Annotated in this window: 22 protein-coding genes; 7 read left to right on the top strand and 15 right to left on the bottom strand. The window is 62.7% G+C overall.

Annotated features, from left to right (window positions below; all coding sequences use genetic code 11):
* Positions 1-43 precede the first annotated feature (43 nt).
* The 3 genes from AC1RCO_RS10095 (at position 44) to pdxH (ending at position 3,257) form a co-directional block, all read left to right on the top strand.
* Positions 44-1,189 carry an EstA family serine hydrolase gene (locus AC1RCO_RS10095; RefSeq protein WP_019094465.1) on the top strand — a complete coding sequence of 382 codons (1,146 nt, stop codon included), beginning with the start codon at positions 44-46 and terminating at the stop codon, positions 1,187-1,189.
* 140 nt (positions 1,190-1,329) lie between these two features.
* Entirely contained in the window at positions 1,330-2,586 is a 1,257-nt protein-coding gene (locus tag AC1RCO_RS10090; protein ID WP_220223802.1) for an OmpA family protein, read from the top strand.
* A gap of 23 nt (positions 2,587-2,609) precedes the next feature.
* Complete coding sequence (gene pdxH, locus AC1RCO_RS10085) at positions 2,610-3,257, top strand: pyridoxamine 5'-phosphate oxidase (RefSeq protein ID WP_011059625.1); 648 nt, start codon at positions 2,610-2,612, stop codon at positions 3,255-3,257.
* A gap of 12 nt (positions 3,258-3,269) precedes the next feature.
* On the opposite strand, the gene AC1RCO_RS10080 is transcribed toward pdxH, so the two are convergent.
* Positions 3,270-3,506, bottom strand: a complete 237-nt coding sequence (locus AC1RCO_RS10080; RefSeq protein ID WP_011059626.1) for a hypothetical protein — start codon at positions 3,504-3,506, stop codon at positions 3,270-3,272.
* Between the two features lie 174 nt (positions 3,507-3,680).
* Between AC1RCO_RS10080 and AC1RCO_RS10075 the strand changes: the two genes are divergently transcribed.
* Positions 3,681-4,145 carry an outer membrane lipoprotein gene (locus tag AC1RCO_RS10075; RefSeq protein WP_011059627.1) on the top strand — a complete coding sequence of 155 codons (465 nt, stop codon included), beginning with the start codon at positions 3,681-3,683 and terminating at the stop codon, positions 4,143-4,145.
* A 79-nt stretch (positions 4,146-4,224) separates the two neighbouring features.
* Here the strand turns inward: AC1RCO_RS10075 and nhaA are convergent, their stop codons facing one another.
* Positions 4,225-5,412 carry a Na+/H+ antiporter NhaA gene (nhaA, locus tag AC1RCO_RS10070; RefSeq protein ID WP_011059628.1) on the bottom strand — a complete coding sequence of 396 codons (1,188 nt, stop codon included), beginning with the start codon at positions 5,410-5,412 and terminating at the stop codon, positions 4,225-4,227.
* A 321-nt stretch (positions 5,413-5,733) separates the two neighbouring features.
* Here nhaA and AC1RCO_RS10065 point away from each other — a divergent pair, with 321 nt between their 5' ends.
* The gene (locus tag AC1RCO_RS10065; protein ID WP_011059629.1) at positions 5,734-6,828 is read left to right on the top strand and encodes a PLP-dependent cysteine synthase family protein; all 1,095 of its coding nucleotides are present in this window, start codon (positions 5,734-5,736) and stop codon (positions 6,826-6,828) included.
* 132 nt (positions 6,829-6,960) lie between these two features.
* On the opposite strand, the gene AC1RCO_RS10060 is transcribed toward AC1RCO_RS10065, so the two are convergent.
* The 3 genes from AC1RCO_RS10060 to AC1RCO_RS10050 all read right to left on the bottom strand — a co-directional run bounded on the left by AC1RCO_RS10060 (position 6,961) and on the right by AC1RCO_RS10050 (position 10,160).
* Positions 6,961-8,574: an NAD(P)/FAD-dependent oxidoreductase gene (locus AC1RCO_RS10060; protein WP_011059630.1), complete on the bottom strand. Its 1,614-nt coding sequence runs from the start codon at positions 8,572-8,574 to the stop codon at positions 6,961-6,963.
* Between the two features lie 113 nt (positions 8,575-8,687).
* Positions 8,688-9,365, bottom strand: coding sequence for a COG3650 family protein (locus AC1RCO_RS10055; protein WP_041120567.1), 678 nt, complete (start codon positions 9,363-9,365; stop codon positions 8,688-8,690).
* Positions 9,366-9,560: 195 nt separating this feature from the next.
* Positions 9,561-10,160 (bottom strand): short chain dehydrogenase, encoded by a 600-nt coding sequence (locus tag AC1RCO_RS10050; RefSeq protein ID WP_011059632.1) that lies wholly within the window; start codon positions 10,158-10,160, stop codon positions 9,561-9,563.
* A 103-nt stretch (positions 10,161-10,263) separates the two neighbouring features.
* Here AC1RCO_RS10050 and AC1RCO_RS10045 point away from each other — a divergent pair, with 103 nt between their 5' ends.
* Positions 10,264-11,172, top strand: coding sequence for a LysR family transcriptional regulator (locus tag AC1RCO_RS10045; protein WP_072451117.1), 909 nt, complete (start codon positions 10,264-10,266; stop codon positions 11,170-11,172).
* A gap of 70 nt (positions 11,173-11,242) precedes the next feature.
* Here the strand turns inward: AC1RCO_RS10045 and AC1RCO_RS10040 are convergent, their stop codons facing one another.
* From AC1RCO_RS10040 to AC1RCO_RS10000, 9 genes are all read right to left on the bottom strand, one after another.
* Positions 11,243-11,752 carry a DoxX family protein gene (locus AC1RCO_RS10040; RefSeq protein ID WP_065364457.1) on the bottom strand — a complete coding sequence of 170 codons (510 nt, stop codon included), beginning with the start codon at positions 11,750-11,752 and terminating at the stop codon, positions 11,243-11,245.
* Positions 11,753-11,754: 2 nt separating this feature from the next.
* Positions 11,755-12,525 carry an HvfC/BufC N-terminal domain-containing protein gene (locus AC1RCO_RS10035; protein ID WP_065364456.1) on the bottom strand — a complete coding sequence of 257 codons (771 nt, stop codon included), beginning with the start codon at positions 12,523-12,525 and terminating at the stop codon, positions 11,755-11,757.
* Positions 12,522-13,412 carry an MNIO family bufferin maturase gene (gene bufB / locus AC1RCO_RS10030; RefSeq protein WP_220223807.1) on the bottom strand — a complete coding sequence of 297 codons (891 nt, stop codon included), beginning with the start codon at positions 13,410-13,412 and terminating at the stop codon, positions 12,522-12,524. The genes AC1RCO_RS10035 and bufB overlap by 4 nt, the downstream gene beginning before the upstream one ends.
* Positions 13,413-13,437: 25 nt before the next feature.
* The gene (locus AC1RCO_RS10025) at positions 13,438-13,740 is read right to left on the bottom strand and encodes a BufA1 family periplasmic bufferin-type metallophore (protein ID WP_011059637.1); all 303 of its coding nucleotides are present in this window, start codon (positions 13,738-13,740) and stop codon (positions 13,438-13,440) included.
* A gap of 152 nt (positions 13,741-13,892) precedes the next feature.
* Positions 13,893-14,594, bottom strand: a complete 702-nt coding sequence (locus AC1RCO_RS10020; RefSeq protein WP_015634412.1) for an ABC transporter ATP-binding protein — start codon at positions 14,592-14,594, stop codon at positions 13,893-13,895.
* A complete protein-coding gene (gene livG, locus AC1RCO_RS10015; protein WP_047284217.1) occupies positions 14,595-15,362 on the bottom strand; it encodes a high-affinity branched-chain amino acid ABC transporter ATP-binding protein LivG in 768 nt (255 codons plus the stop codon). It lies immediately after the preceding gene.
* Entirely contained in the window at positions 15,359-16,615 is a 1,257-nt protein-coding gene (locus tag AC1RCO_RS10010; protein WP_011059640.1) for a high-affinity branched-chain amino acid ABC transporter permease LivM, read from the bottom strand. The genes livG and AC1RCO_RS10010 overlap by 4 nt, the downstream gene beginning before the upstream one ends.
* Complete coding sequence (gene livH / locus AC1RCO_RS10005; protein ID WP_011059641.1) at positions 16,612-17,535, bottom strand: high-affinity branched-chain amino acid ABC transporter permease LivH; 924 nt, start codon at positions 17,533-17,535, stop codon at positions 16,612-16,614. Before livH ends, AC1RCO_RS10010 begins: the two co-directional genes overlap by 4 nt.
* A gap of 230 nt (positions 17,536-17,765) precedes the next feature.
* Positions 17,766-18,893, bottom strand: coding sequence for a branched-chain amino acid ABC transporter substrate-binding protein (locus AC1RCO_RS10000; RefSeq protein WP_011059642.1), 1,128 nt, complete (start codon positions 18,891-18,893; stop codon positions 17,766-17,768).
* Between the two features lie 340 nt (positions 18,894-19,233).
* On the opposite strand from AC1RCO_RS10000, the gene AC1RCO_RS09995 reads away from it, so the two are divergent.
* Positions 19,234-19,533 carry a DUF2288 domain-containing protein gene (locus AC1RCO_RS09995; RefSeq protein WP_019094472.1) on the top strand — a complete coding sequence of 100 codons (300 nt, stop codon included), beginning with the start codon at positions 19,234-19,236 and terminating at the stop codon, positions 19,531-19,533.
* A gap of 280 nt (positions 19,534-19,813) precedes the next feature.
* Here AC1RCO_RS09995 and AC1RCO_RS09990 read toward each other — a convergent pair whose 3' ends face one another.
* Positions 19,814-21,994: a hypothetical protein gene (locus tag AC1RCO_RS09990; RefSeq protein WP_011059644.1), complete on the bottom strand. Its 2,181-nt coding sequence runs from the start codon at positions 21,992-21,994 to the stop codon at positions 19,814-19,816.
* Positions 21,995-22,064: the final 70 nt, after the last annotated feature.

Raw genomic sequence — 22,064 nt, 5'->3', positions numbered from 1 at the left:
ATGCGCGCCACGTTGTCGAGCTTTGTTGCAGGGGGAGTCAGGGGTGCAGATTCAAGGTCATTACGAGCTTAAATTCGAAGCGGTACGCGAGGCGTTCGCCGCCCTGTTCGAGGACTCCCAGGAGCGCGGCGCGGCGCTGTGCATCCAGGTCGGCGGGGAAACCGTCATCGATCTGTGGGCCGGTACCGCGGACAAGGACGGCGCCGAGGCCTGGCACAGCGACACCATCGCCAACCTGTTCTCCTGCACCAAGACCTTTACCGCAGTCACCGCGCTGCAGTTGGTGGCCGAGGGCAAGCTCAAGCTGGATGCGCCCGTGGCCGACTACTGGCCGGAATTCGCCGCGGCGGGCAAGGCAGCCATTACTTTGCGCCAGTTGCTCTGCCATCAGGCCGGCCTGCCGGCAGTGCGCGAGCTGTTGCCCGCGCAAGCCCTGTACGAATGGCAGACCATGGTCGATGCCCTGGCCGCCGAGCAGCCCTGGTGGACGCCCGGTGAGGGGCACGGCTACGCAGCCATCACCTATGGCTGGCTGGTGGGCGAGTTGATCCGGCGTGCCGATGGGCGCGGGCCGGGGGAGTCCATCGTGGCCCGGGTCGCCAGGCCTTTGGGGCTGGACTTCCATGTCGGCCTGGCCGATGAGGAGTTCTACCGCGTGGCGCATATCGCCCGTGGCAAGGGCAACATCGGCGATGCTGCGGCCCAGCGCCTGCTGCAAGTCACCATGCGCGAACCCGATGCGATGAGTACTCGGGCGTTTACCAATCCACCGTCTATCCTGACCAGCACCAATAAACCCGAGTGGCGGCGCATGCAGCAGCCGGCGGCCAACGGCCACGGCAATGCCCGCAGCCTCGCCGGGTTCTACAGCGGCCTGCTGGACGGCAGTTTGCTGGAAGCCGACATGCTCGAAGAGCTGACTCGGGAACACAGCCTGGGCATGGACAAGACGTTGCTGACCCAGACCCGCTTCGGCCTGGGTTGCATGCTCGACCAGCCCCAGGTAGCCAATGCCACCTTTGGCCTGGGCGCGCGGGCGTTCGGGCATCCGGGGGCAGGGGGCTCCATCGGTTTTGCTGACCCGGAGCACGATGTGGCGTTCGGTTTTGTGACAAATACCCTGGGGCCTTATGTGTTGATGGACCCTCGGGCACAGAAGCTGGTGCGGGTTTTGTCGGATTGTCTGTAAAAGGGTTGCTGTTAAGAACTTTTTTGCTTAAACATGCTTGGAAAGCTGCAGGATGGAACCCTGTGGCTTTTATAATTTCCAAGCGTCTGTTTGTAACGGTTGTTTAGACCGAATTTTTTATCTCATTTTGTGGATATCCCATGTCGTCGAACAAGTCTCTAGCCTTGGCCATCTGCCTGACCGTCACCGGTTGCGCGCAAACCCCACAAAATGAAGCGGATGGCGGCCACTGGTGGTCATTCGGCTCCGATAAGGCCAGCAGCAAGGAAACCCCAGCTGCGCCTGAAAAGCCGGTTGCCACCACTGAAGCCGCACCTGCCGCTTCTGCAAGCAAGCCTGCGGTAGTGGCCAAGGCCGCTGCACCGGCCCCTGCTGCCAAGAACACAGCCGCTGGCAAGCACCCGGCCCCTGCCGCCAAGGCCGCTGCTGGCGCCAAGCCGGCGCCTGTCGCTGCTGCCGAGCCCGCTCCAGCTCCAGCTCCAGCGCCGGTCGTTGCCGCAGCCCCTGCCGCTCCTGCCGCCAAGGCCGAGAGCAGCAAGTGGTGGTGGCCGTTCTCCTCCAAGGATTCTTCCGACAAGCCAGTGGCCGAAGCGAAGAAGGCCGAGCCTGCCCCAGCGCCGGCAGTGGCAGCGGCAGCCGACTCCGAAACCCACTGGTGGTGGCCGTTCCCCAAGAGCCAGCCCAAGCCTTTGAGCAAGGTCAATGTAGCGGACATCCCGATGCCCGACCCGAAAATCACCCAGGCCTGGCTGGACGACTACGAGCCACGCCTGCGCGAAGCGGTGAAGGACAGCAAGCTGCAGATCGAGCGTCGTGAAAACGTGCTGGTGGTCACTGCGCTGGTAGATGCCTCGTTCAACCCGGATCGTCCAGCCATGCTGCTGCCGGTCACCTTGGGTCCGTTCACCCGCGTCGCCAAGGCGGTGGAAGGTGATCCGAAGACTGCCGTACTGATTCTCGGCCATGCCGACGCCACCGGCCCGACCCTGGCCAACCAGAAACTGAGCCGTGATCGTGCCCAGTCCGTAGCGGCAATCTTCAGTCTCAGCGGCCTGAAGCAGGACCGCCTGATGCTGCGTGGCATGGGTTCGGTGATGCCGCGTGCCGCCAACGACAGCCCCCAGGGTCGCTCGCTGAACCGTCGGGTGGAAATCATGCTGACCCAGCGCAGCACCATGCTGGGCCTGCTGAGCAAGTACAACCAGCCGACGCCTTCCGAGACTGAAATGGTTGCCGTACAGGATGCCGTGCCTCCAGTACCCGCGGCTTCTGCCAAGAAAGCGGCGCCTGCGAAGAAGGCTACCGTGGCCAAGAAGCCGGCAGCCAAGAAGGCTCCGGTGAAGAAGGCCGCCGCCTCTTCGAAGACCGCAACGGCTACCGCCCAGGCTAAAAACTGATTTTCAAGGATAAGGAAGCAGGCATGACTCAGTCCCTGGCTGATATGCGCCGCGACTACACTCGCGACGGCTTGTCCGAGGCGCAGGCCCCGGCTGAACCTTTTGCGCTGTTCCACCAGTGGTTTGCCGATGCGGTGAAAACCGAGCAACCGCCGGTGGAAGCCAATGCCATGACCGTGGCGACCGTCGATACCGATGGTCGCCCCCACTGCCGCATCCTGTTGCTCAAGGGCCTGGATGAGCAGGGCTTCACCTTCTTCACCAACTACGAGAGCGCCAAGGGCCAGCAGCTGGCTGCACGGCCCTTCGCCGCCATGACGTTCTTCTGGCCGACCCTGGAGCGTCAGGTGCGGATTGAAGGGCGGGTGGTCAAGGTCACTCCACAGGAGTCCGATGCCTATTATCAGGTGCGCCCCCTGGGCAGCCGGCTGGGAGCCTGGGCTTCACCGCAGAGCCGGGTGATCGCCGATCGTGACGAACTGCAAGAGTTGCTCAAGGCCACTGAGGCTCGCTTCAGCGATAGCCAGCCCGATTGCCCGGAACACTGGGGTGGTTATCGCTTGCTGCCGGAGCGCATCGAGTTCTGGCAGGGGCGCCCCAGCCGACTGCATGACCGTTTGAACTATCGCCTGCAAGGCCAGGAGTGGGTCCGCGAACGTCTGGCTCCTTGATCGGATTGCAGGTCACTCGCCGGGGTAGCCGGCCGCAGCGGTTTCCAGCCATTGCGGCAGGTCCCGGCGTTTTACTTTCTGGCGCTGGGCCTCGGCCAGTTGCTCCAGCATGAATTGCTTCTTCTGGGCATCGGTTCCGGCCAGGGAGAGGGCCAGGTCCCGATCGGTCCAACGCTTGATGCGTACATACAGCCACCAGTGGAAATACAAGCCAGCTGCGGTGGTTGCGATGATGATGAAGTAGTCCATGGAAAATCCTTTGTTCGGTGGCGCTATGCAGGGAGCTGGAGCTACCGTAATGAGAAAGCCTGGCGTTTACGCAGCCTGTACTTTGGCTGAATGAAAGCAATTTTATCCGGGCGACGCCGTGACAGGCGTCAAGCTGCGGAGTCTAATGATTATCTGTCCTTTGGAGTTGATCCTATGCGTAAGTCTGTTTTGCTGGTTGCATCCTTCACCACGATGGCAATGTTGCTCGGTGGCTGTGCCTCCAACCTGACCGGTGACTCCTATTCCCGTGATGAAGCGCGTCGTGTGCAAACCGTGCGCATGGGCACCATCGAATCCCTGCGTCCGGTGAAAATCGAAGGCACCAAGACCCCGATCGGCGGCGCTGCAGGTGCTGTGATCGGCGGCGTTGGCGGCAGCGCCATCGGCGGCGGCCGTGGCAGCATCGTCACCGCAGTTATCGGTGCAGTAGCCGGCGGCCTGCTGGGCTCGGCCACTGAAGAAGGCCTGACCCGTACCCAGGGCGTTGAAATCACCGTGCGTGAAGACGACGGCAGCATGCGTGCCTATGTGCAGCAGGTTCAGGAAAACGAAGTGTTCCGCGTGGGCGACCGCGTGCGCATCATGACGGTCAACGGTACCAGCCGCGTTACCCGCTGACCCTCCCTGCTACAAAACAAAACCCCGGCCAGGCAACTGGTCGGGGTTTTGTGTTTTCAGCCTGGCCAAGCGCTGCGGATCAGGACGCCAGGGTGTTGTTCCTGCGGCTGGCAGCGGCGGTGACGGCGTAACCGATCAGGGCCGCAAACAGTGAACCGGTCAGGATGCCCATGCGGTCCATGCCGGCGTATTCGCTGCTGCCGGGCTCGAAGGCCAGGGAGCCGACGAACAGGCTCATGGTGAAGCCGATACCACACAGAATCGCCACGCCGAGCACCTGGCCCCAGTTGGCCCCGGACGGCAAGGCAGCGATACCGGTTTTCACTGCCATCCAGGTCAGGCCGAAGACGCCGATGGTCTTGCCTAGCAGCAGGCCGACCGCGATCCCCATGGGAACATGGTGGGTGAAGCTTTCGAGGGTCACGCCGCTCAGCGACAGCCCGGCATTGGCGAAGGCGAACAGCGGCAGGATGCCGAACGATACCCAGGGATGCAGGGCGTGTTCCAGCGCCTTGAGCGGCGAGGGTTCGGCGTTGCGGGTGCGCAAGGGTATGCAGAAGGCCAGGGTCACGCCGGCCAGGGTCGCGTGGACCCCGCTCTTGAGCACGCAGACCCAGAGGATCAGGCCGATGATCATGTAGGGTCCGAGCTTGACCACGCCCATCCGGTTCATCGCTACCAGGGCGGCGATGCAGGCGCCAGCCAGCATCAGCGACAGGGTCGACAGCGTGCCGGAGTAGAAGATCGCGATGATCACGATCGCTCCCAGGTCATCGATGATCGCCAGGGTCATCAGGAACAGTTTCAGCGAGGTCGGCACCCGCTTGCCCAGCAAGGCCAGCACCCCGAGGGCGAAGGCGATGTCGGTGGCGGTGGGAATCGCCCAGCCATTGAGGGCGGGCGGGTTGTCACGGTTGAGGAACCAGTAGATCAGCGCCGGCACCAGCATGCCGCCGATGGCCGCTGCGCCGGGCAGGACGATCTGCGACGGCTTGGCCAACTGCCCCTCCAGCACTTCGCGCTTGACCTCCAGGCCTATCAGCAGGAAGAACAGTGCCATCAGGCCATCGTTGATCCACAGCAGCAGCGGCTTGGCGATCTTCAGGGCGCCAACCTGGGCCACCACCGGGGTTTCCAGCAGGCCGTTGTACAGCCAGGACAGGGGGGAGTTGTTGATAATCAGGGCCAGGATGGCAGCGGCGATCAATAACAGACCGCTGGCAGCTTCCATGGCAAAGAAACGAGTGAAAGTGCTACGCAGAGGCAAGGTCGCTCTCCATCTAAAAACTAAAAAGGTGGCACACCCTAACCCGTACAGTTAGTTGTTAAAACAAAAGTTATATTCTTTTTTGTTATATGCAGAAGGCAAGCGGGCTGCTGAAAAATCCCCCTTGCAGTTGTGTTTCCAATTGCTTCATAGCTGTACCTGTAAGGGGGGCAGGATATTTCCTAACATGTCCGTCCGCAGCGGCTGACGGGGCATTTTTTCCAGGAAAAGGCGCCTGCCCGTCGCGAGCCTGGATCACCTATGCTGGGTGCATTTCATCTTCTTGCGCCGGTACGGCGTGCGATCCAACGAGAATAGAGCATGAGCGACAATCGCCAGTGGGCCCGTGAGGCCATCCGTATCATCGAAGCCGACTTCCAGCGCAGCGCCGACACTCACCTGATCCCGCTGCCGTTACCGGGCCTGCCGGGCATCGAGCTGTATTTCAAGGATGAATCCAGCCATCCCACCGGCAGCCTCAAGCATCGCCTGGCCCGCTCGCTGTTCCTCTATGCCCTGTGCAATGGCTGGCTCAAGCCCGGCGCGCCGGTGATCGAGGCCTCCAGTGGCTCCACGGCGATCTCCGAAGCCTATTTCGCCCGGCTGCTGGGGCTGCCGTTCATTGCCGTGATGCCGGCGACCACTTCCCAGGAGAAAATTGCCCAGATCGCCTTCTATGGTGGCAAGAGCCACCTGGTGCAGGACCCGACGCAGATCTACGCCGAGTCCGAGCGCCTGGCCCGGGAGAGCGGCGGCCATTTCATGGACCAGTTCACCTATGCCGAGCGCGCCACCGACTGGCGGGCCAACAACAACATCGCCGAGTCGATATTCCAGCAGTTGCGTTTCGAGCGGTACCCGGAGCCCAGCTGGCTGATTTCCAGCCCGGGCACGGGTGGTACCACCGCGACCCTGGGGCGCTACGTGCGCTATCGCCAGCACTGCACTCGGGTGCTGTGTGCCGACGCCGAGCGCTCGGTGTTCTTCGACTATTACCAGAGTGGCGACGCCAGCCTGCGCCTGGACTGCGGTTCGCGGATCGAGGGCATCGGCCGGCCGCGGGTCGAGGCTTCGTTCCTGCCCAAGGTGATCGATGCCATGGTCAAGGTGCCGGATGCCCTGTCCCTGGCGGCCATGCATTATCTGGCCCAGCGCCTGGGTCGTCGGGTTGGCGGCTCCAGCGGCACCAACCTGATCGGCGCGCTGATGGCCGCGCAGCAGATGGTTGCGGCCGGCGAGTCGGGGTCGATCGTGGCGATTCTGTGTGATGGGGGCGAGCGCTATGCAACCACCTACTACGATGAGCAGTGGCTGGCAGAGCAGGGTTATGAACTGACGGTGTTGATCGAGGCGGTAGCCGCCAGTGTCGAGCGTGGTGAGGCGCTACCTGCCAGCGTATTGCGCGCCGGTATCTGAACTTGTCGTAGGCGCTGGCTTGCCGGCGAAGAGGCCCTTGAGCCTTGCGTTGTTCTGGACGACGCCTTCGCTGGCAAGCCAGCTCCTACGGTAGGCGGTAGGAGCCGGCTTGCCGGCGAAAGGGCCCGTCCCTCAGGCCTGGATGCCGAGAATGTCGCGGGCCACGGCTTCGGCAATGCGAATCCCGTCGACCCCGGCGGAGAGAATCCCACCGGCATAACCGGCGCCTTCACCGGCCGGGTACAGCCCCTTCACATTCAAGCTCTGCATCGAGGCGTCGCGGGTAATGCGCAGCGGCGATGAGGTGCGGGTCTCGATACCGGTCAGCACCGCGTCATGTAGCGAGTAGCCCTTGATCTGCCGTTCGAAGGCCGGCAGGGCTTCACGAATGGCCTCGATGGCAAAGTCCGGCAAGGCCAGGGCCAGGTCACCCAGGGTCACGCCGGGCTTGTAGGACGGCTCGACGCTGCCCAGGGCGGTGGTGGGCTTGCCGGCGATAAAGTCGCCCACCAGCTGCGCCGGGGCCTGGTAGTTACTGCCACCCAGGACAAAGGCGTGGGACTCCAGGCGCTCCTGCAACTCGATGCCTGCCAGCGGGCCGCCCGGGTAATCCACTTCCGGGGTGATGCCCACGACGATGCCGGAGTTGGCGTTGCGCTCGTTGCGCGAGTACTGGCTCATGCCATTGGTCACCACCCGGTTCGGCTCGGAGGTCGCCGCCACCACGGTACCGCCCGGGCACATGCAGAAGCTGTAGACCGAACGGCCGTTCTTGGCGTGGTGCACCAGCTTGTAGTCGGCGGCGCCGAGTTTCGGGTGGCCGGCGTACTTGCCCAGGCGCGCGCTGTCGATCAGCGATTGCGGGTGCTCGATACGAAAGCCCACCGAGAACGGCTTGGCTTCCATGTACACGCCGCGGCTATGGAGCATGCGGAAGGTGTCGCGGGCGCTGTGGCCCAGGGCCAGGATCACGTGCCGCGAATGCAGTTGTTCGCCGCTGGCCAGTTCCACACCTTGCAGTTGACCGTCTTCGATCAGCACGTCGGTAACCCGCTGCTCGAAGCGCACTTCACCGCCCAGGGCGATGATCTGCTGGCGCATGTTTTCCACCACGCCGGTGAGGCGGAAGGTGCCGATGTGCGGCTTGCTGACGTAGAGGATCTCGTCCGGCGCACCGGCCTTGACGAACTCGTGGAGCACCTTGCGGCCGTGGTGTTGCGGGTCCTTGATCTGGCTGTAGAGCTTGCCGTCGGAGAAGGTCCCGGCGCCGCCTTCGCCAAATTGCACGTTGGACTCGGGGTTGAGCACGCTCTTGCGCCACAGGCCCCAGGTGTCCTTGGTGCGCTGGCGCACTTCCTTGCCACGCTCGAGGACGATCGGCTTGAAGCCCATCTGCGCCAGCAAGAGGCCGGCGAAGATCCCGCAGGGGCCGAAGCCCACCACGATCGGCCGCTGGCTGAGGTCGGCCGGAGCCTGGCCCACCACCTTGTAGCTGACATCCGGCGCCGGGTTGACGTTACGGTCGTCGGCGAACTTGAGCAGCAGCGGCGCTTCGTCGCGCACGCTGAGGTCGATGGTGTAGATGAAGCACAGCTCGGAAGACTTCTTGCGCGCATCGTAGCTGCGCTTGAACAAGGTGAAATCGAGCAGCTCATCGCTGGCGATCCCCAGGCGCTGCACGATGGCGGCGCGCAGGTCTTCATCGGGATGGTCGATCGGCAACTTGAGTTCGGTGATTCGTAACATGACAGGATCCGGGGTAGGCGGTGCGCAACAGTGCGCCGGCTTGCTTTGCACAAACCGGCGATTATAAGCCGCAAACCACCTTGGCCGTGAGGCTAAAACCGCTGCTCGTCGAATCAGTCGTTGCGCGAGCCGCCGAAATAGCCGCAGCCGCGCTGCACCTGGCCGTCCACCCGCAGCTCTGCGCTCAGGTGCTGAACGCTGCCGGTGACGGGGTCGACGCAGCGTTGCGGGGCCACCCACAGCTCCACGCGCTGGTGATTGGCTTCACTGGTGAGGTTGAAGCGGCCATCCCCCAGCTGTTCTTCCAGATAGGGCAGGGCCAGGGTCGGCTGGCCGGCGCGTTCGATCATCATGCCCTTGGCGCTGACATCGACGTTCCACGCCGGGTTCTTGCTACCGGCCCGCAGGATCAGGCGCTGGAAGTTCGGATCGCTGCAGGCGCTGGCGGAGCGCTCGACGCGGTACAGCTGGCGAAGGTCCAGCTGGCCGTCGCTGCTGGCACTGGCGGAGAACTTGCCCCGCAGGTCGGCAAACAGCTTGCCCTGCTTCTCGGCCAGGGTTGCCGCTTCCTGCAGCACACTGGTGTTGCCGCCATCGTTGACCACATAACGGCGGTCTTCGGTGCAGGGTTTGAACAGCAGCTTGCCATCGGCGGCACTGAGTTCACCCTGCATCCGGGTCAACCCGGCCATGGACGGCGCCTGGGGCTGTTGGTTGAACATCGGCAGCATCTGGCAGCCGGCAAACAGCGGCAACAGGGCGAAACAAAGCAGGGAACGGGCGGTGCGCATCATTGGGCCTCCAGGCGGAAGTCCGACACGTTACGCAGCCCGCCCGGCCACCACAACCCCGGATTGAACGCAGTAGCGCCATCCACTGTAGGCGCCGGCTTGCCGGCGAAGAGGCCCAGGAGCCTTGTGTGGTTCGGTAGGACGCCTGCGCAGGCGAGCCAGCTCCCGCACAAGCCGGCTTTTGCACAAACGGGCTTAGCCGACGCGGTAGGTCTGGCCGGTCTGCAGGCCTTCCACGCTCTTGGCGTAGGCCAGGGCCACGTCGGCCGCCGGCACCGGCTTGAAGCCACGGAAGTAGGGCGCGTAGCTGCCCATGGCTTCCAGCAGCACGTTGGGGCTGATGGAGTTGACCCGCAGGCCCCGGGGCAGTTCGATGGCAGCGGCCCTCACGAAGCTGTCGATGGCGCCGTTGACCAGGGCGGCCGAGGCGCCGCTGCGGATCGGGTCATGGCTCAGTACGCCAGTGGTGAAGGTGAAGGAGGCGCCGTCGTTGGCGTACTCGCGGCCGATCAGCAGCAGGTTGACCTGGCCCATCAGCTTGTCCTCGAGGCCCAGGCTGAAGTGCTCGGCAGTCATTTCCCCCAGCGGCGCGAAGGTCACGTTACCGGCGGCGCACACCAGCGCATCGAAGCGCCCGGTCTTTTCGAACAGCGCGCGGATCGACTGGCTGTCGCTGATATCCACCTGGAAATCACCGCTGGTACGGCCGATGCGCACCACTTCGTGACGTTGTTCCAGCTCCCGCGCGACCGCCGAACCAATGGTGCCATTGGCACCGATCAAGAGAATCTTCATGGGCTGTTCCTCGAAAAGGGGGGTGAGGTTGCAGTCTAGAGTGGTTTTTTTCATGGATTAACGCGCTAATAGGCAACCTTTGGTTTTCAAATGGAAACAATCCATGAGCGAGATGGATGACCTGGCGGCATTTGCGGTGCTGGTGGAAGCCGGCAGCTTTACCCTGGCGGCCCAGCGGTTGGGGTGCAGCAAGGGCCAGCTCTCCAAACGCATCAGCGCCCTGGAAGCCCGCTACGCCGTGGTACTGCTGCAACGCACCACCCGGCGCCTGGACCTCACGGCCGCCGGCGCGGCGTTGCTACCCCAGGCCCAGGCCCTGGTGGCTCAGGTCGAGCGGGCCCACCAGGCCCTGGCCCGGCTCAAGGACGATATGGCCGGGCCGGTGCGCCTCACCGTCCCGGTCTCCCTGGGGGAAACCTTTTTCGACGGCCTGCTGCTGGAGTTCTCCCGGCACTATCCCCAGGTGCAGATCGAGCTGGACCTGAACAACAGCTACCGCGACCTGACCCGGGAGGGTTTCGATCTGGCCGTGCGCTCGGAGGTGGCCAACGACCAGCGCCTGGTGGCCCGGCCGCTGTTGGCCTGGCATGAAATGACCTGCGCCAGCCCGGCCTACCTGGAGCAATACGGCGAGCCGCGCACGCCTCAGGAGCTGGCCGGGCATCGCTGCCTGCTCAATAGCCATTACAGCGGTCGGGAAGAGTGGTTGTACCACCAGCGCCATGAACTGTTGCGGGTGCGGGTCAGCGGCCCCTTCGCCAGCAACCACTACAACCTCCTGAAGAAGGCTGCCCTGGTAGGCGCGGGGATCGCCCGGCTGCCGTCCTATGTGCTGCACAGCGAACTGGCGGACGGCCGCCTGCGCTGGCTGTTGCGGGACTACCAGACCCGCAGCATGCCGATGTACCTGGTGCACTCCTATCAGGGCGGCCTGCCCAAGCGTACCCAGGTGCTGGCCGATTACCTGATGGACTGGTTTCGTCGCAGCGGTGAGGCGCTGGATCGTTTGTAGCTTCCTCCGGCTTTACCGTCGTTTGTGAACTTGATGGGCCTGCGGCCCTTTTCGCAGCCTGCGGCAGCGGCTACAGAGGACGGTGGCGAAAATGCCGGGCCAGCAGGTGGTCGAGGGACAACACGCCCGGGCCGCGGGCCATCAACAGCAGGAAGATCGCCGCCCAGGTGCCGTGGGTCGGGTAGGCGTCCGGGTAGACGAAGAGCTGGATGGTCAGGGTCATCCCCAGCAACGCCAGGGCGGAAAAGCGCGTGGCCAGGCCCAGCAGGATCAGCATCGGGAAAAAATGCTCGGCAAAGGCCGCCAGGTGCGCCGCCACTTCCGGCGTCAACAGGGGCACGTGGTACTCGCTCTTGAACAGGGGAATGGTCGAATCCGCCAGGCGCGGCCAGCCCAGTTGGAAGGTGCCATCGACCAGGTCGATGGCCAGCCCCTCGACCTTGGTCTGTCCGGATTTCCAGAACACCGCGGCAATGGAAAAACGCGCGATAAAGGCGATCAGGCTGTAGGGAATGCGCTCAAACCCTTGAATGATCCGATTCACCAGTCCGGCAATGGGTGTTTCTGTCTGGGTGCTCATGGTCAGGCCTTCTTCTGGGGTTGCAGGTCGATAAGAGCGCCGTGGCCGAGCAGCAGGCCCAGGCACTGGCCCAGGTCGAAGTCGGCCTGGGCGTCCAGGGCATGGGCCGCGGCGATTTCCAGCGGCCAGTGGTTGCGTAGGGCTTCAATGAAGGTCATGGCGCCGGTATCCACGGCGATCACCTCGACCTCCAGGGCGTTGCGCAGCACCAGGGCGTTCTGCCCCTGCTGCAGGTCGAAAGCCGGCCAGGGCTGGTCGCTCTGGTGCGCCGCCCACAGGCTCACTACGGCGTAGCCGGAGTGCAGGGTGCGCAGTGACGGATGCAGGAGCAGTTGCGCCTGGCCGAGGCGGTCGGGCTGGTTCATCGCCGCCAGTAGCCGTGACGGCTCCAGGGGGCGGGCGTCGGCGGCGTGGTAGGCCTCGACCCGCAGCCGTTCAAGGCGGGCCATGTCGGCCAGGTAGGGCAGGCCGGCGGCCGGCCCGAAGCCCTGGATAAAGTCGCCCAGGTCCCGGCCATAGTCGTTGAGCAGAGGGCTGGCGGGGGCGAAGTCCCGGATGTAGAGCGCGGCCATGGCGTTGAAAAACTCGCGACCAACCAATTGCATGACGACCGGGTATGACTCGGCCAGGGCGTTGCTCAACGAGGCCTGCACATTGTTGCGATAGACCGCGAAGCGGCTGGCCGGATCGGCGCCGTTGCTGCTGGACAGCCCCTGTGGGCAGCCCGGTTCGGCTCTCAGCAGGGCCCTGGCGAATTCCCCCTGGCCGCTCATGGCTGCACCTGGGCGCCGAGCAACAGCGCCTCTGCCTGGCTGGCCTCGGCCATCAGGGTGGCAAAGGCCGGCAGGTGGTTGTCGCGCTCGATCAGGGTGGCCATCGGGCCGATGAGCCCCAGCACCTCCTGGTACAGGGCCCAGACCGCAGCGTCGACCGGGGCACCATGATCGTCGATCAACAGACGGTCACCGAGGCTGTCCCGGTCTTCGGCGAACCCGGCCAGATGAATCTCGCCCACTGCCTGCAGCGGCAGTGCTTGCAGGTAGGCCAGGGGATCGCGCTGGTGATTGATGCACGACACATAGAGGTTGTTGACGTCCAGCAGCAGGCCGCAGCCGCTGCGCTGGACCACTTCGCGGATGAAGTCGGTCTCGTCCAGGGTCGAGCGTTGGAATTGCAGGTAGGTGGCCGGATTTTCCAGCAGCATGGTTCGTCCCAGTTGGTTCTGCACCTGGTCGATGTGCTCGCAGACCCGGCGCAAGGTGGGCCCGTCGTAGGCCAGGGGCAGCAGGTCGTTGAGGAACACCGGGCCGTGGCTGGACCAGGCCAGGTGTTCGGAAAAGGACTGGGGCTGATAACGTTCGATCAAGCCGGCCAGCCGCTCCAGGTGAGCCAGGTCCAGGGGGCCTTCGCCACCGATGGACAGGCCGACACCGTGCAGCGACAGCGGGTAGCGTTCGCGGATCAGGCCCAGGTAATGGTGGAAAGGGCCGCCCGCCACCATGTAGTTCTCCGCATGCACCTCGAAGAAACCGATGTCGGGCTGCTCTTCCAGCACGTGTTTGAAATGCTCGGTCTTGAGCCCCAGCCCGGCGCGGGGCGGCAGGCTGGAGGCGCGCGCCTGAATGTCGTGGCCAGGGTGGTGCAGCGGGGCGGTGTTCATCGTCGACACTCAGGCAGGCGCAGGATCAGGACTTGGCTTTGAAGGCTTCGAGCTGGCCGAACCCGGTAGGCGAGGTACTGCTGGCGGTTTTCTCGCAGCTGCCCTTGGGTACCAGCTTCCAGGCGTTGGCCTGGTCGTTGACCTTGGAGGTCCCGGCGCAGGTGGTGCCGGCGCCCGCGGCGCAATCGTTCTTGCCCTTCATGGCCACGCCGAAGCACTTTTCCATGTCGTCCGCGGCATGGGCGGTGGTGGGCAGGGCGGCGACACTGAGGGCAGAGCCCAGGGCCAGGACCAGGGCAGTGGCGGACAGGGTACGAGTGTTGCTCATGATGTTTCTCCAGTACGGTTGGGGTAAGGAAGCATCTGTGCTTGCTTACCCCTCTAGAGAAGGCTCATGGGGATTCGTTACAGCCCGGGGCAGTTTTTTATCCCGGAATAAAAAAAACGGCCCCGAAGGGCCGTTTTCAGTGACGCAGGTGCTTAGCCGCCCAGGTAGGCTTCACGCACCTTCGGATCGGTCAGCAGCGATTCACCGGTGCCTTGCATCACCACCCGGCCGTTTTCCAGCACATAGGCGCGGTCGGCGATCTTCAGCGCCTGGTTGGCGTTCTGCTCCACCAGGAACACCGTCACGCCGTCGCGGCGCAGCTGTTCGATGATGTCGAAGATCTGCTGGATGATGATCGGCGCCAGGCCCAGGGACGGTTCGTCCAGGAGCAGCAGCTTGGGCTTGCTCATCAGCGCACGGCCGATGGCGAGCATCTGCTGTTCACCGCCGGACATGGTGCCGCCGCGCTGGGTGAAGCGCTCCTTGAGCCGTGGGAACAGCTCCAGGACCTTGTCCATCTGCTCCTGGTAGTCGCCCTTGTCGGTGAAGAAGCCGCCCATGGCGAGGTTCTCTTCCACGGTCAGGCGGGCGAATACCCGGCGGCCTTCCGGCACCACGGCAATGCTCTTGCGCATGATCTGCGCCGAGCTTTGCCCCACCAGTTCTTCACCCAGGTAACGGATGCTGCCGCTGTGGGCCTGGGGCGAGCCGCAGAGGGTCATCAGCAGGGTGGACTTGCCGGCACCGTTGGCGCCGATCAGGGTGACGATCTCGCCCTGGCGGATCTCGACGTTGACGCTGTGCAACGCCTGGATCTTGCCGTAGAAGGTGGAAACGTTTTCGAACTGCAGCATTTACGCTTCCCCCAGGTAGGCTTTGATCACTTCGGGATTGTCGCGGATCTGTTCCGGCGTGCCGTCGGCCAGGGGCGTGCCCTGGTTGATCACCACGATATGGTCGGAAATGCTCATGACCAGTTTCATGTCGTGTTCGATCAGCAGCACGGTGACGTTGTGCTCTTCACGCAGCACGCTGATCAGCGCTTTGAGGTCCTCGGTTTCCTTGGGGTTGAGGCCGGCGGCTGGCTCGTCGAGCATGAGGATCCGCGGGCGGGTCATCATGCAGCGGGCGATTTCCAGGCGCCGTTGCTGACCATAGGCCAGGGTGCCGGCGGGGCGGTTGGCGAACTCCCGCAGGTTGACCTTGTCCAGCCAGTAGCCGGCGTACTCCATGGCCTCGCGCTCGCTCTTGCGAAACGCCGGGGTCTTGAACAGCCCGGAGAGGAAGTTGGTGTTCAGGTGCCGGTGCTGGGCGATCAACAGGTTCTCGACCGCGGTCATGTCCTTGAACAGCCGCACGTTCTGGAAGGTACGCACCACGCCCTTGCGGGCGATCTTGTGGCCCGGCAGGCCCTGGATCGGCTCGCCGTCCAGGAGGATGCTGCCGGCGCTGGGCTGGTAGAAACCGGTCAGGCAGTTGAACACCGTGGTCTTGCCGGCACCGTTCGGGCCGATCAATGCCACCACTTGTTTTTCCTTGACGGTCAGGGCCACGCCGTTGACCGCCAGCAGGCCGCCGAAGCGCATCGACAGGCCGGTTACTTTGAGGATCTCACGGCTCATTTGCGCAGCTCCATGTGAGGACGTTGCATGGGCAGCAGACCTTGAGGACGCCAGATCATCATCAGCACCATCATGGCGCCGAACATCAACATCCGGTATTCGCTGAATTCACGCATCATTTCAGGCAAGAGGATCATCACGATCGCCGCCAGGATCACACCCAGCTGCGAGCCCATGCCACCCAGCACGACGATGGCGAGGATGATCGCCGACTCGATGAAGGTGAAGGATTCCGGGGTCACCAGGCCTTGGCGCGCGGCGAAGAAGCTGCCGGCGAAACCGGCGAACGCGGCGCCCAGGGTAAAGGCCGAGAGCTTGATCACGGTGGGGTTCAGGCCCAGGGCACGGCAGGCGATCTCGTCTTCACGCAAGGCTTCCCAGGCACGGCCGATGGGCATGCGCAGCAGGCGATTGATGACGAACAGCGCCGCCAGTGCCAGCAGCAGGGCCACCAGGTAGAGGAAGATCACCTTGTTGATCGAGTTGTACTGCAGGCCGAAGAACTCGTGGAAGGTCTGCATGCCTTCTGCTGCCTTGCGCTCGAAGGTCAGGCCGAAGAAGGTCGGCTTCTCGATGTTGCTGATGCCGTTGGGGCCGCCGGTGAGATCGGTCATGTTGCGCAGCAGCAGACGGATGATCTCGCCAAAGCCCAGGGTCACGATTGCCAGGTAGTCACCCCGCAGGCGCAGCACCGGGAAGCCCAGCAGGAAGCCGAAAGTGGCCGCCATCAGGCCGGCGATCGGCAGGCAGATCCAGAAGCTCAGGCCGAAGTAGTGCGACAGCAGCGCATAGCTGTAGGCGCCGACGGCGTAGAAACCCACGTAACCCAGGTCCAGCAGGCCGGCCAGGCCGACCACGATGTTCAGGCCCAGGCCCAGCATCACGTAGATCAGGATCAGCGTGGCAATGTCCACCGCCCCGCGGGAGCCGAAGAACGGCCAGACCAGGGCGCCAAGGATCAACGCCAGGATGATCCAGCGCTGGGTGCTGGGCAGGGTCAGGAAGTTGCTGGCCTTGGCCGGGATCAACGGCATGCTGGGAGAGGACTTCCAGGCGGCGCTGATCTGGCTATGGAACAGCACCCGCAGGAACATCAGCACCGAGCACACCGCGATGGTGGCAAGAATGGTCGGGCTGGTGTTGTGGACTTCCAGGTTGATGCCGACGATGGTCAGTTTCAGGCCCAGCACCGGGTAGGCGACAGCCCAGACCAACAAGGCGCTGAACAGCGCCGATTTAAGATTCCTAGTCATACTTTCTCAACCTCCGGACGGCCCAGAATGCCGGTCGGACGGAACAACAGCACCAGAACCAACAGGCCGAACGCCACGACGTCCTTGTACTGGTCGCCGAACACGTCGGCACCAAAGGCTTCGGCCACCCCCAGCACCAGCCCGCCGAGCATCGCGCCCGGGATACTGCCGATGCCGCCCAAGACCGCTGCGGTGAAGGCCTTCAGGCCCACCAGGAAACCGGCGTTGGGGTTGATCACACCGTATTGCATGCTCAGCAGCACGGCGGCGATGGCCGCCAGCGCGGCGCCGATCACGAAGGTCAGGGCGATGATGTTGTTGGTATTGATCCCCAGGAGGTTGGCCATCTTGATGTCCTCGGCACAGGCGCGGCAGGCGCGACCCAGGCGAGAACGGGAGATGAACAGCGTCAGGCCGAGCATGGCGATGAGGGTCACCACGAATACCACGATCTGCATGTAGGAAATCAGCACTTCATGTGCGCCGCCTGGCCCGATGGAGAAGTTGCCCGGGATCAGGTTGGGAATGGATTTGTCCTTGGAGTCCTGCGCCAGCAGAACGGTGTTCTGCAGGAAGATCGACATGCCGATGGCGGAGATCAGCGGGATCAGGCGGTTACTACCCCGCAAGGGGCGGTAGGCGATCCGTTCGATGCTGTAGCCGTAGGCACTGGTGACGACGATGCTCGCGATGAAGGCTGCGGTCATCAAGAGCGGGACGCTGTCGAGTCCCATCATGGCCAGCCCGGCGATGGCGATGAACGCCACGTAGGAACCGATCATGTACACCTCGCCGTGGGCGAAGTTGATCATTCCAATGATGCCGTAAACCATCGTATAGCCGATGGCGATCAGGGCATACGTGCTGCCAACGGTGAGACCGTTAACCAGCTGTTGGAAAAAGTGATAGATGTCAGGCATTACAACGCTCCTAAAAACCTGATACGCATTTCACTGGTGGAGTCATTTTCCCGCCCAGGCCCCGTGGATCTGCACCCACTTCGGGCTGGGTTTTGCCAGCGAACCGCTGATGACGGTTTTGAGATTTTCAGGTGGGCGGGATTCCGGATCACGGAACACAGGCCCATACATTCGTAAAACAAAGCCCACGGCACGCCGTGGGCTTTATTGGCAGTCAGTCAGGCCGCGCCTTACTGAGGGGAAACTTCGGTTTTAGGTTTGCCGAAGTGCCACTCGTAGACCACGAACTTGAAGTCTTTCAAGTCGCCCTTGGCGTCGAAGCTCAGGTCGCCGGTAGGGGTTTTGAAGGTGCCGGCGTGGATGGCTTCAGCCACCTTGGCCGCGTCTTCGCTCTTGGCGTTGGTGATGGCGCCGGCGATGACTTCAACTGCGGAGTAGGAAGGGAATACGAAAGGACCGCTCGGGTCTTCTTTCTTGGCCTTGAACGCGTCAGCCAGGGCCACGTTGGCCGGGTCCTGGTCGAAGGATTTAGGCAGGGTGACCAGCAGGCCTTCGGAAGCATCCTTGGCGATCTGCGAAATGGAGTCGTTACCCACGCCTTCCGGGCCCATGAACTTGGCCTTCAGGCCTTTTTCCTGGGATTGGCGCAGGATCAGGCCCAGCTCAGGGTGGTAGCCGCCGTAGTAGACGAAGTCGACGTTGGCCTGCTTGAGCTTGGCGATCAGCGAAGAGAAGTCCTTGTCGCCGGCGTTGATGCCTTCGAATACGGCGACCTTGGTGCCTTTCTTCTCCAGGGTCTGCTTCACGGCGGTGGCGATGCCTTCACCGTACTGCTGCTTGTCGTGGAGCACGGCAACCACTTTGGGTTTCACGTGGTCGGCGATGTAGTTACCGGCGGCAGGGCCCTGGGCGCTGTCCAGGCCAATGGTGCGGAACACCATCTTGTAACCACGGGCGGTGATGTCCGGGCTGGTGGCAGCCGGGGTGATCATGATCACGCCTTCGTCTTCGTAGATGTCGGAAGCAGGTTGAGTGGAGCTGGAGCACAGGTGGCCGACCACGTACTTGACGCCATCGTTGACCACTTTGTTGGCGACTGCCACGGCTTGCTTGGGATCACAGGCATCGTCGTATTCAACGGCTTCGAGCTTCTTGCCGTTGACGCCGCCTTTGGCGTTGATCTGTTCGATGGCCATTTTCGCGCCACTGAACTGCATGTCGCCGTATTGGGCTACAGGGCCGGTCTTGGGGCCGGCGATACCGATCTTGATGGTGTCAGCTGCGAACGAATGGCTGGCAACCCCGGCCAGGACCATAGCGGCAAACAGTTTGGAAATCTGCTTAGTAGCCTTATTCATAGTGCTCCACTCTTACTGTTGTAATTTTTATAGTTCCGGCGGCCTTGGTCGCAGAACCGAATCAGATATTTCGTGAATACCCGTCGGAAAATGCCCCTGGCAACTGTACCGGTACAGTGTAGAGCGCCGGTTGTTCGCTTGAAAAGCTGGCTGCTGGGGGCAAAAACGCGGGGTGTCGCTTAATTGAAAGAAAAAGACAGATTTGCGGCGTGGCTTGCGCCCGGTTCGGCGTCAGTCCCTGGCGCTTCTGAGCTTCTCGATCGGTGTCGCGCTTGCTTCTGGGTTTTTCTGCCAGAGCCCCGACGTTATGATTGCGCCGATTTCATTTCTGGACAGTCCCATGACTCAAGAACCTAGCACCCTCTATGCCAAGCTGCTTGGTGAGACCGCATCTATCAGTTGGAAGGAACTGGAGCCGTTCTTCGCCAAGGGTGCCCTATTGTGGGTCGAGGCCGACCTGGATCTGATCGAGGCGGCCCAGGCCGTGGCCGAGAACCAGGCAGAAAAAGTGGCGGCCTGGCTGGCCGAAGGAAAGGTCGAGAAACTGTCTGCGACGCGGGCATCCGATCTGCTGGAACGTGATCCGACGCTGTGGGCGGTGGTGGTTTCACCCTGGATCCTGATCCAGGAAAGGGCATAACGCTAGGAGCGTGCACCGATAAGGGGCGGGTTTTTGTCGGACAAAAGTGTGTAGCCGAGTAACCGTGAATCCAGTGATGGCACCTTGCCGTAGAGAAAGGCCCCACGGGCTTTTCCCTCAGGGTGACGTTCACGGAAGGGGAACAGTTTCAAGCCCGGCCGACGAGCTGCTTAATTGTTTCGCGATGTGAGCAAATTGACCATTCGCCAGCCAGCCGGCTCCCACAGGACAGGAGGTTTTTCCCTGCCGTGCAGGAGCCGGCTGGCCGGCGAAGCCCTTCTTAATACGCGGTCTTGCCCGTGTGACTGTTGAGCGAGATGACCCGGGTCTTGCCGATACGGTGGCGGTAGATTTCCCGCAGGTACTTGATGGCCTTCTTCACGCAATCCCGGGACAGGCGGATGTCGTTGATCGAGACGAACTTGTCCTTGTCGTTGATCAGCTCGCGGTACTTCTTCTCGTACATCGGCTTGATCGCATACCAGTTGGTGTCGAGGATCTTCGCCGGGTTCTCGAATTCGTTGAGCAGATCGTCGATGCGGTCTTCATCGAACTGGTCACTGACGATGAAATCCAGCACCGAGTTGTCCAGGGTGTCGTCGAAACGGTATGGATTACGCGCAAAGCAACGCTTGATAAAGGCCACGATCAGGGTCAGGAAGTCATCCGACAGGCACGGGCTCTTGGCGATCAGGGTGGTCAGCGACAGGTTGGCCGAAGCGCCGATCACCAGCGCGTAGCGCTTGAGGGTGGTGTTGGGGAACAGGCTGTTGAGGTGGGTCTTGAGCCGGTTCAGGTCCATGTAGGACAGCTTGTAGTCCTTGGGCAGGGACACGATCGATACCACCGACGAGCAGTTCTTGAAGAAGTGCAGGTCATGCAGCGCCGCGGCGTCATAACCCGAAGCCTTGTATTGCTCCAGGGCCGCGCGGTAGCGCTTGGACTCGATCGGCAGCAGGCTGATGCCCTCGATGGCCTGGGTCACCTTGTTGAAGTGCGGCAGGTCGATGGAGCGGAAGAACAGGTCGTCGATGTTCAGGCGCTGGGGTTCTTTTTCGAACACCTTGAACTTGTCGCCGGTGGGCACCGGCTGCTCCGGCACCACGGACTCGGCATAGGCGATCGCCACCGGGCCCGCCAGGCTCATGAACAGGTCGTTGGCATCCAGGCGGATGGTTTCGCCGATGTCGATGCCGGCCCGCCGGAAGTAGTTCTGGTCGTAGTCGGTGGTCACCGCCTGGGCGGTGAGGATGTTGAAGATCTGCTGGGAGATGTACTGGTTGGCGTGCTTCTCCATGGCGTTGACGTCGATGTTCTGGATGTTGCCGTCATCGCTTTCTTCGGCGTAGCGCATGATGTCGTTGGAGATCAGCATCATCGCGTTCCAGGGGCGGATCCGTCCCATGACGCTGGCTTCGCTGCTGTCTTCATTGTCGAAGTTGTAGGAGAAGTCCCACTCTTCCGAAAGGTATTTGCACAGCAGGCGGCCGGCGTTGATGTGCAGCGCCTCGGACATTTCGCTGCGATGGTCCGAAATGTTCGGTAGCACGCAGATGCCACTGGTGAAGATCGGCTCGAAGACGAAGGAGTGCCCGCTCTTGCTGTCGTGCTCGTCCATCGGCTTGGTGTCGAAGGTCTTGTTCATGTACGAGTACTGCTGGGCCAGACCGAATTCCGAGGCCATGCCCGAGCCGGTGCCGCCGCCGGCACTGAAGATCGAGAAGTACAGGCGCGACTGGTTGGCCTTGATCCCGCAGGAGTCGATCAGGTACGAGTGGATCATCTTCCAGTCGGGGCTGGAGAAGCGCTGGGTGTCCTTGTTGAGGATGATCTTGGCCAGGTACTGGCCGAGGATCGGCGCGTTACCGGCGCCACCGGCGTGGACTTCCGAGAGGTCCATGATCTTCATCTTGCTGTAGTCGCGGATGAAGCCGCTTTTCTCGCCCTTGCGCGAGAAACGGATGCGCCCGGCAATGTCCTTGTCCAGGTCGCCGAGCATCACCAGCGGTTCCACCAGGAACACCGGCTTGCTGGCCTTGTTCTGGCCCAGGCGCAGGTTCTGGCGGATCCACTGGCCCGGGCTGTAGCCGCCTTCGTAGGCCTTGTCTTCGTTATTGAATTCGTTGAGGTAGAACTTGCGGGCGTTGTACACCAGCTCGGCCACATCCAGGGCGATGTTGGAGCCGCAGCGGCCCAGGCCGATCAGGCAGACCGAAGGAAATTCCTGGTCGCGACGGTTGTCCGGCTCGCCTTCCAGGTGCGGTGGCCGCGGGAACACCGTGTCGCGCAGACCGTCGAGGTTGTCGAGGATGCGGTCGGTATTGGTTTCGGTGAAATACAGGTACTGCTGAGTCGACAGGGGGCGTGAACTGGACAATGGCTTCGGGTCTGAGGGGCTAGTTGTGGGGGAGGTCAGCGTCATCTCGGAGACTGCGTTGGCAGGTTTGTTTTTAGAAGTCATTGTGCGCCATATGCCTGGTCAGGTTGGCTCGTGGACGAGGTGTCGTCGAACCATCACGGAATGGGACCTC

The sequence above is a fragment of the Pseudomonas sp. GW823-FHT03E05 genome, from assembly GCF_058796855.1.
Note: the sequence above shows the minus strand (reverse complement) of the source record. Positions and strands in the feature narration are given on the sequence as shown.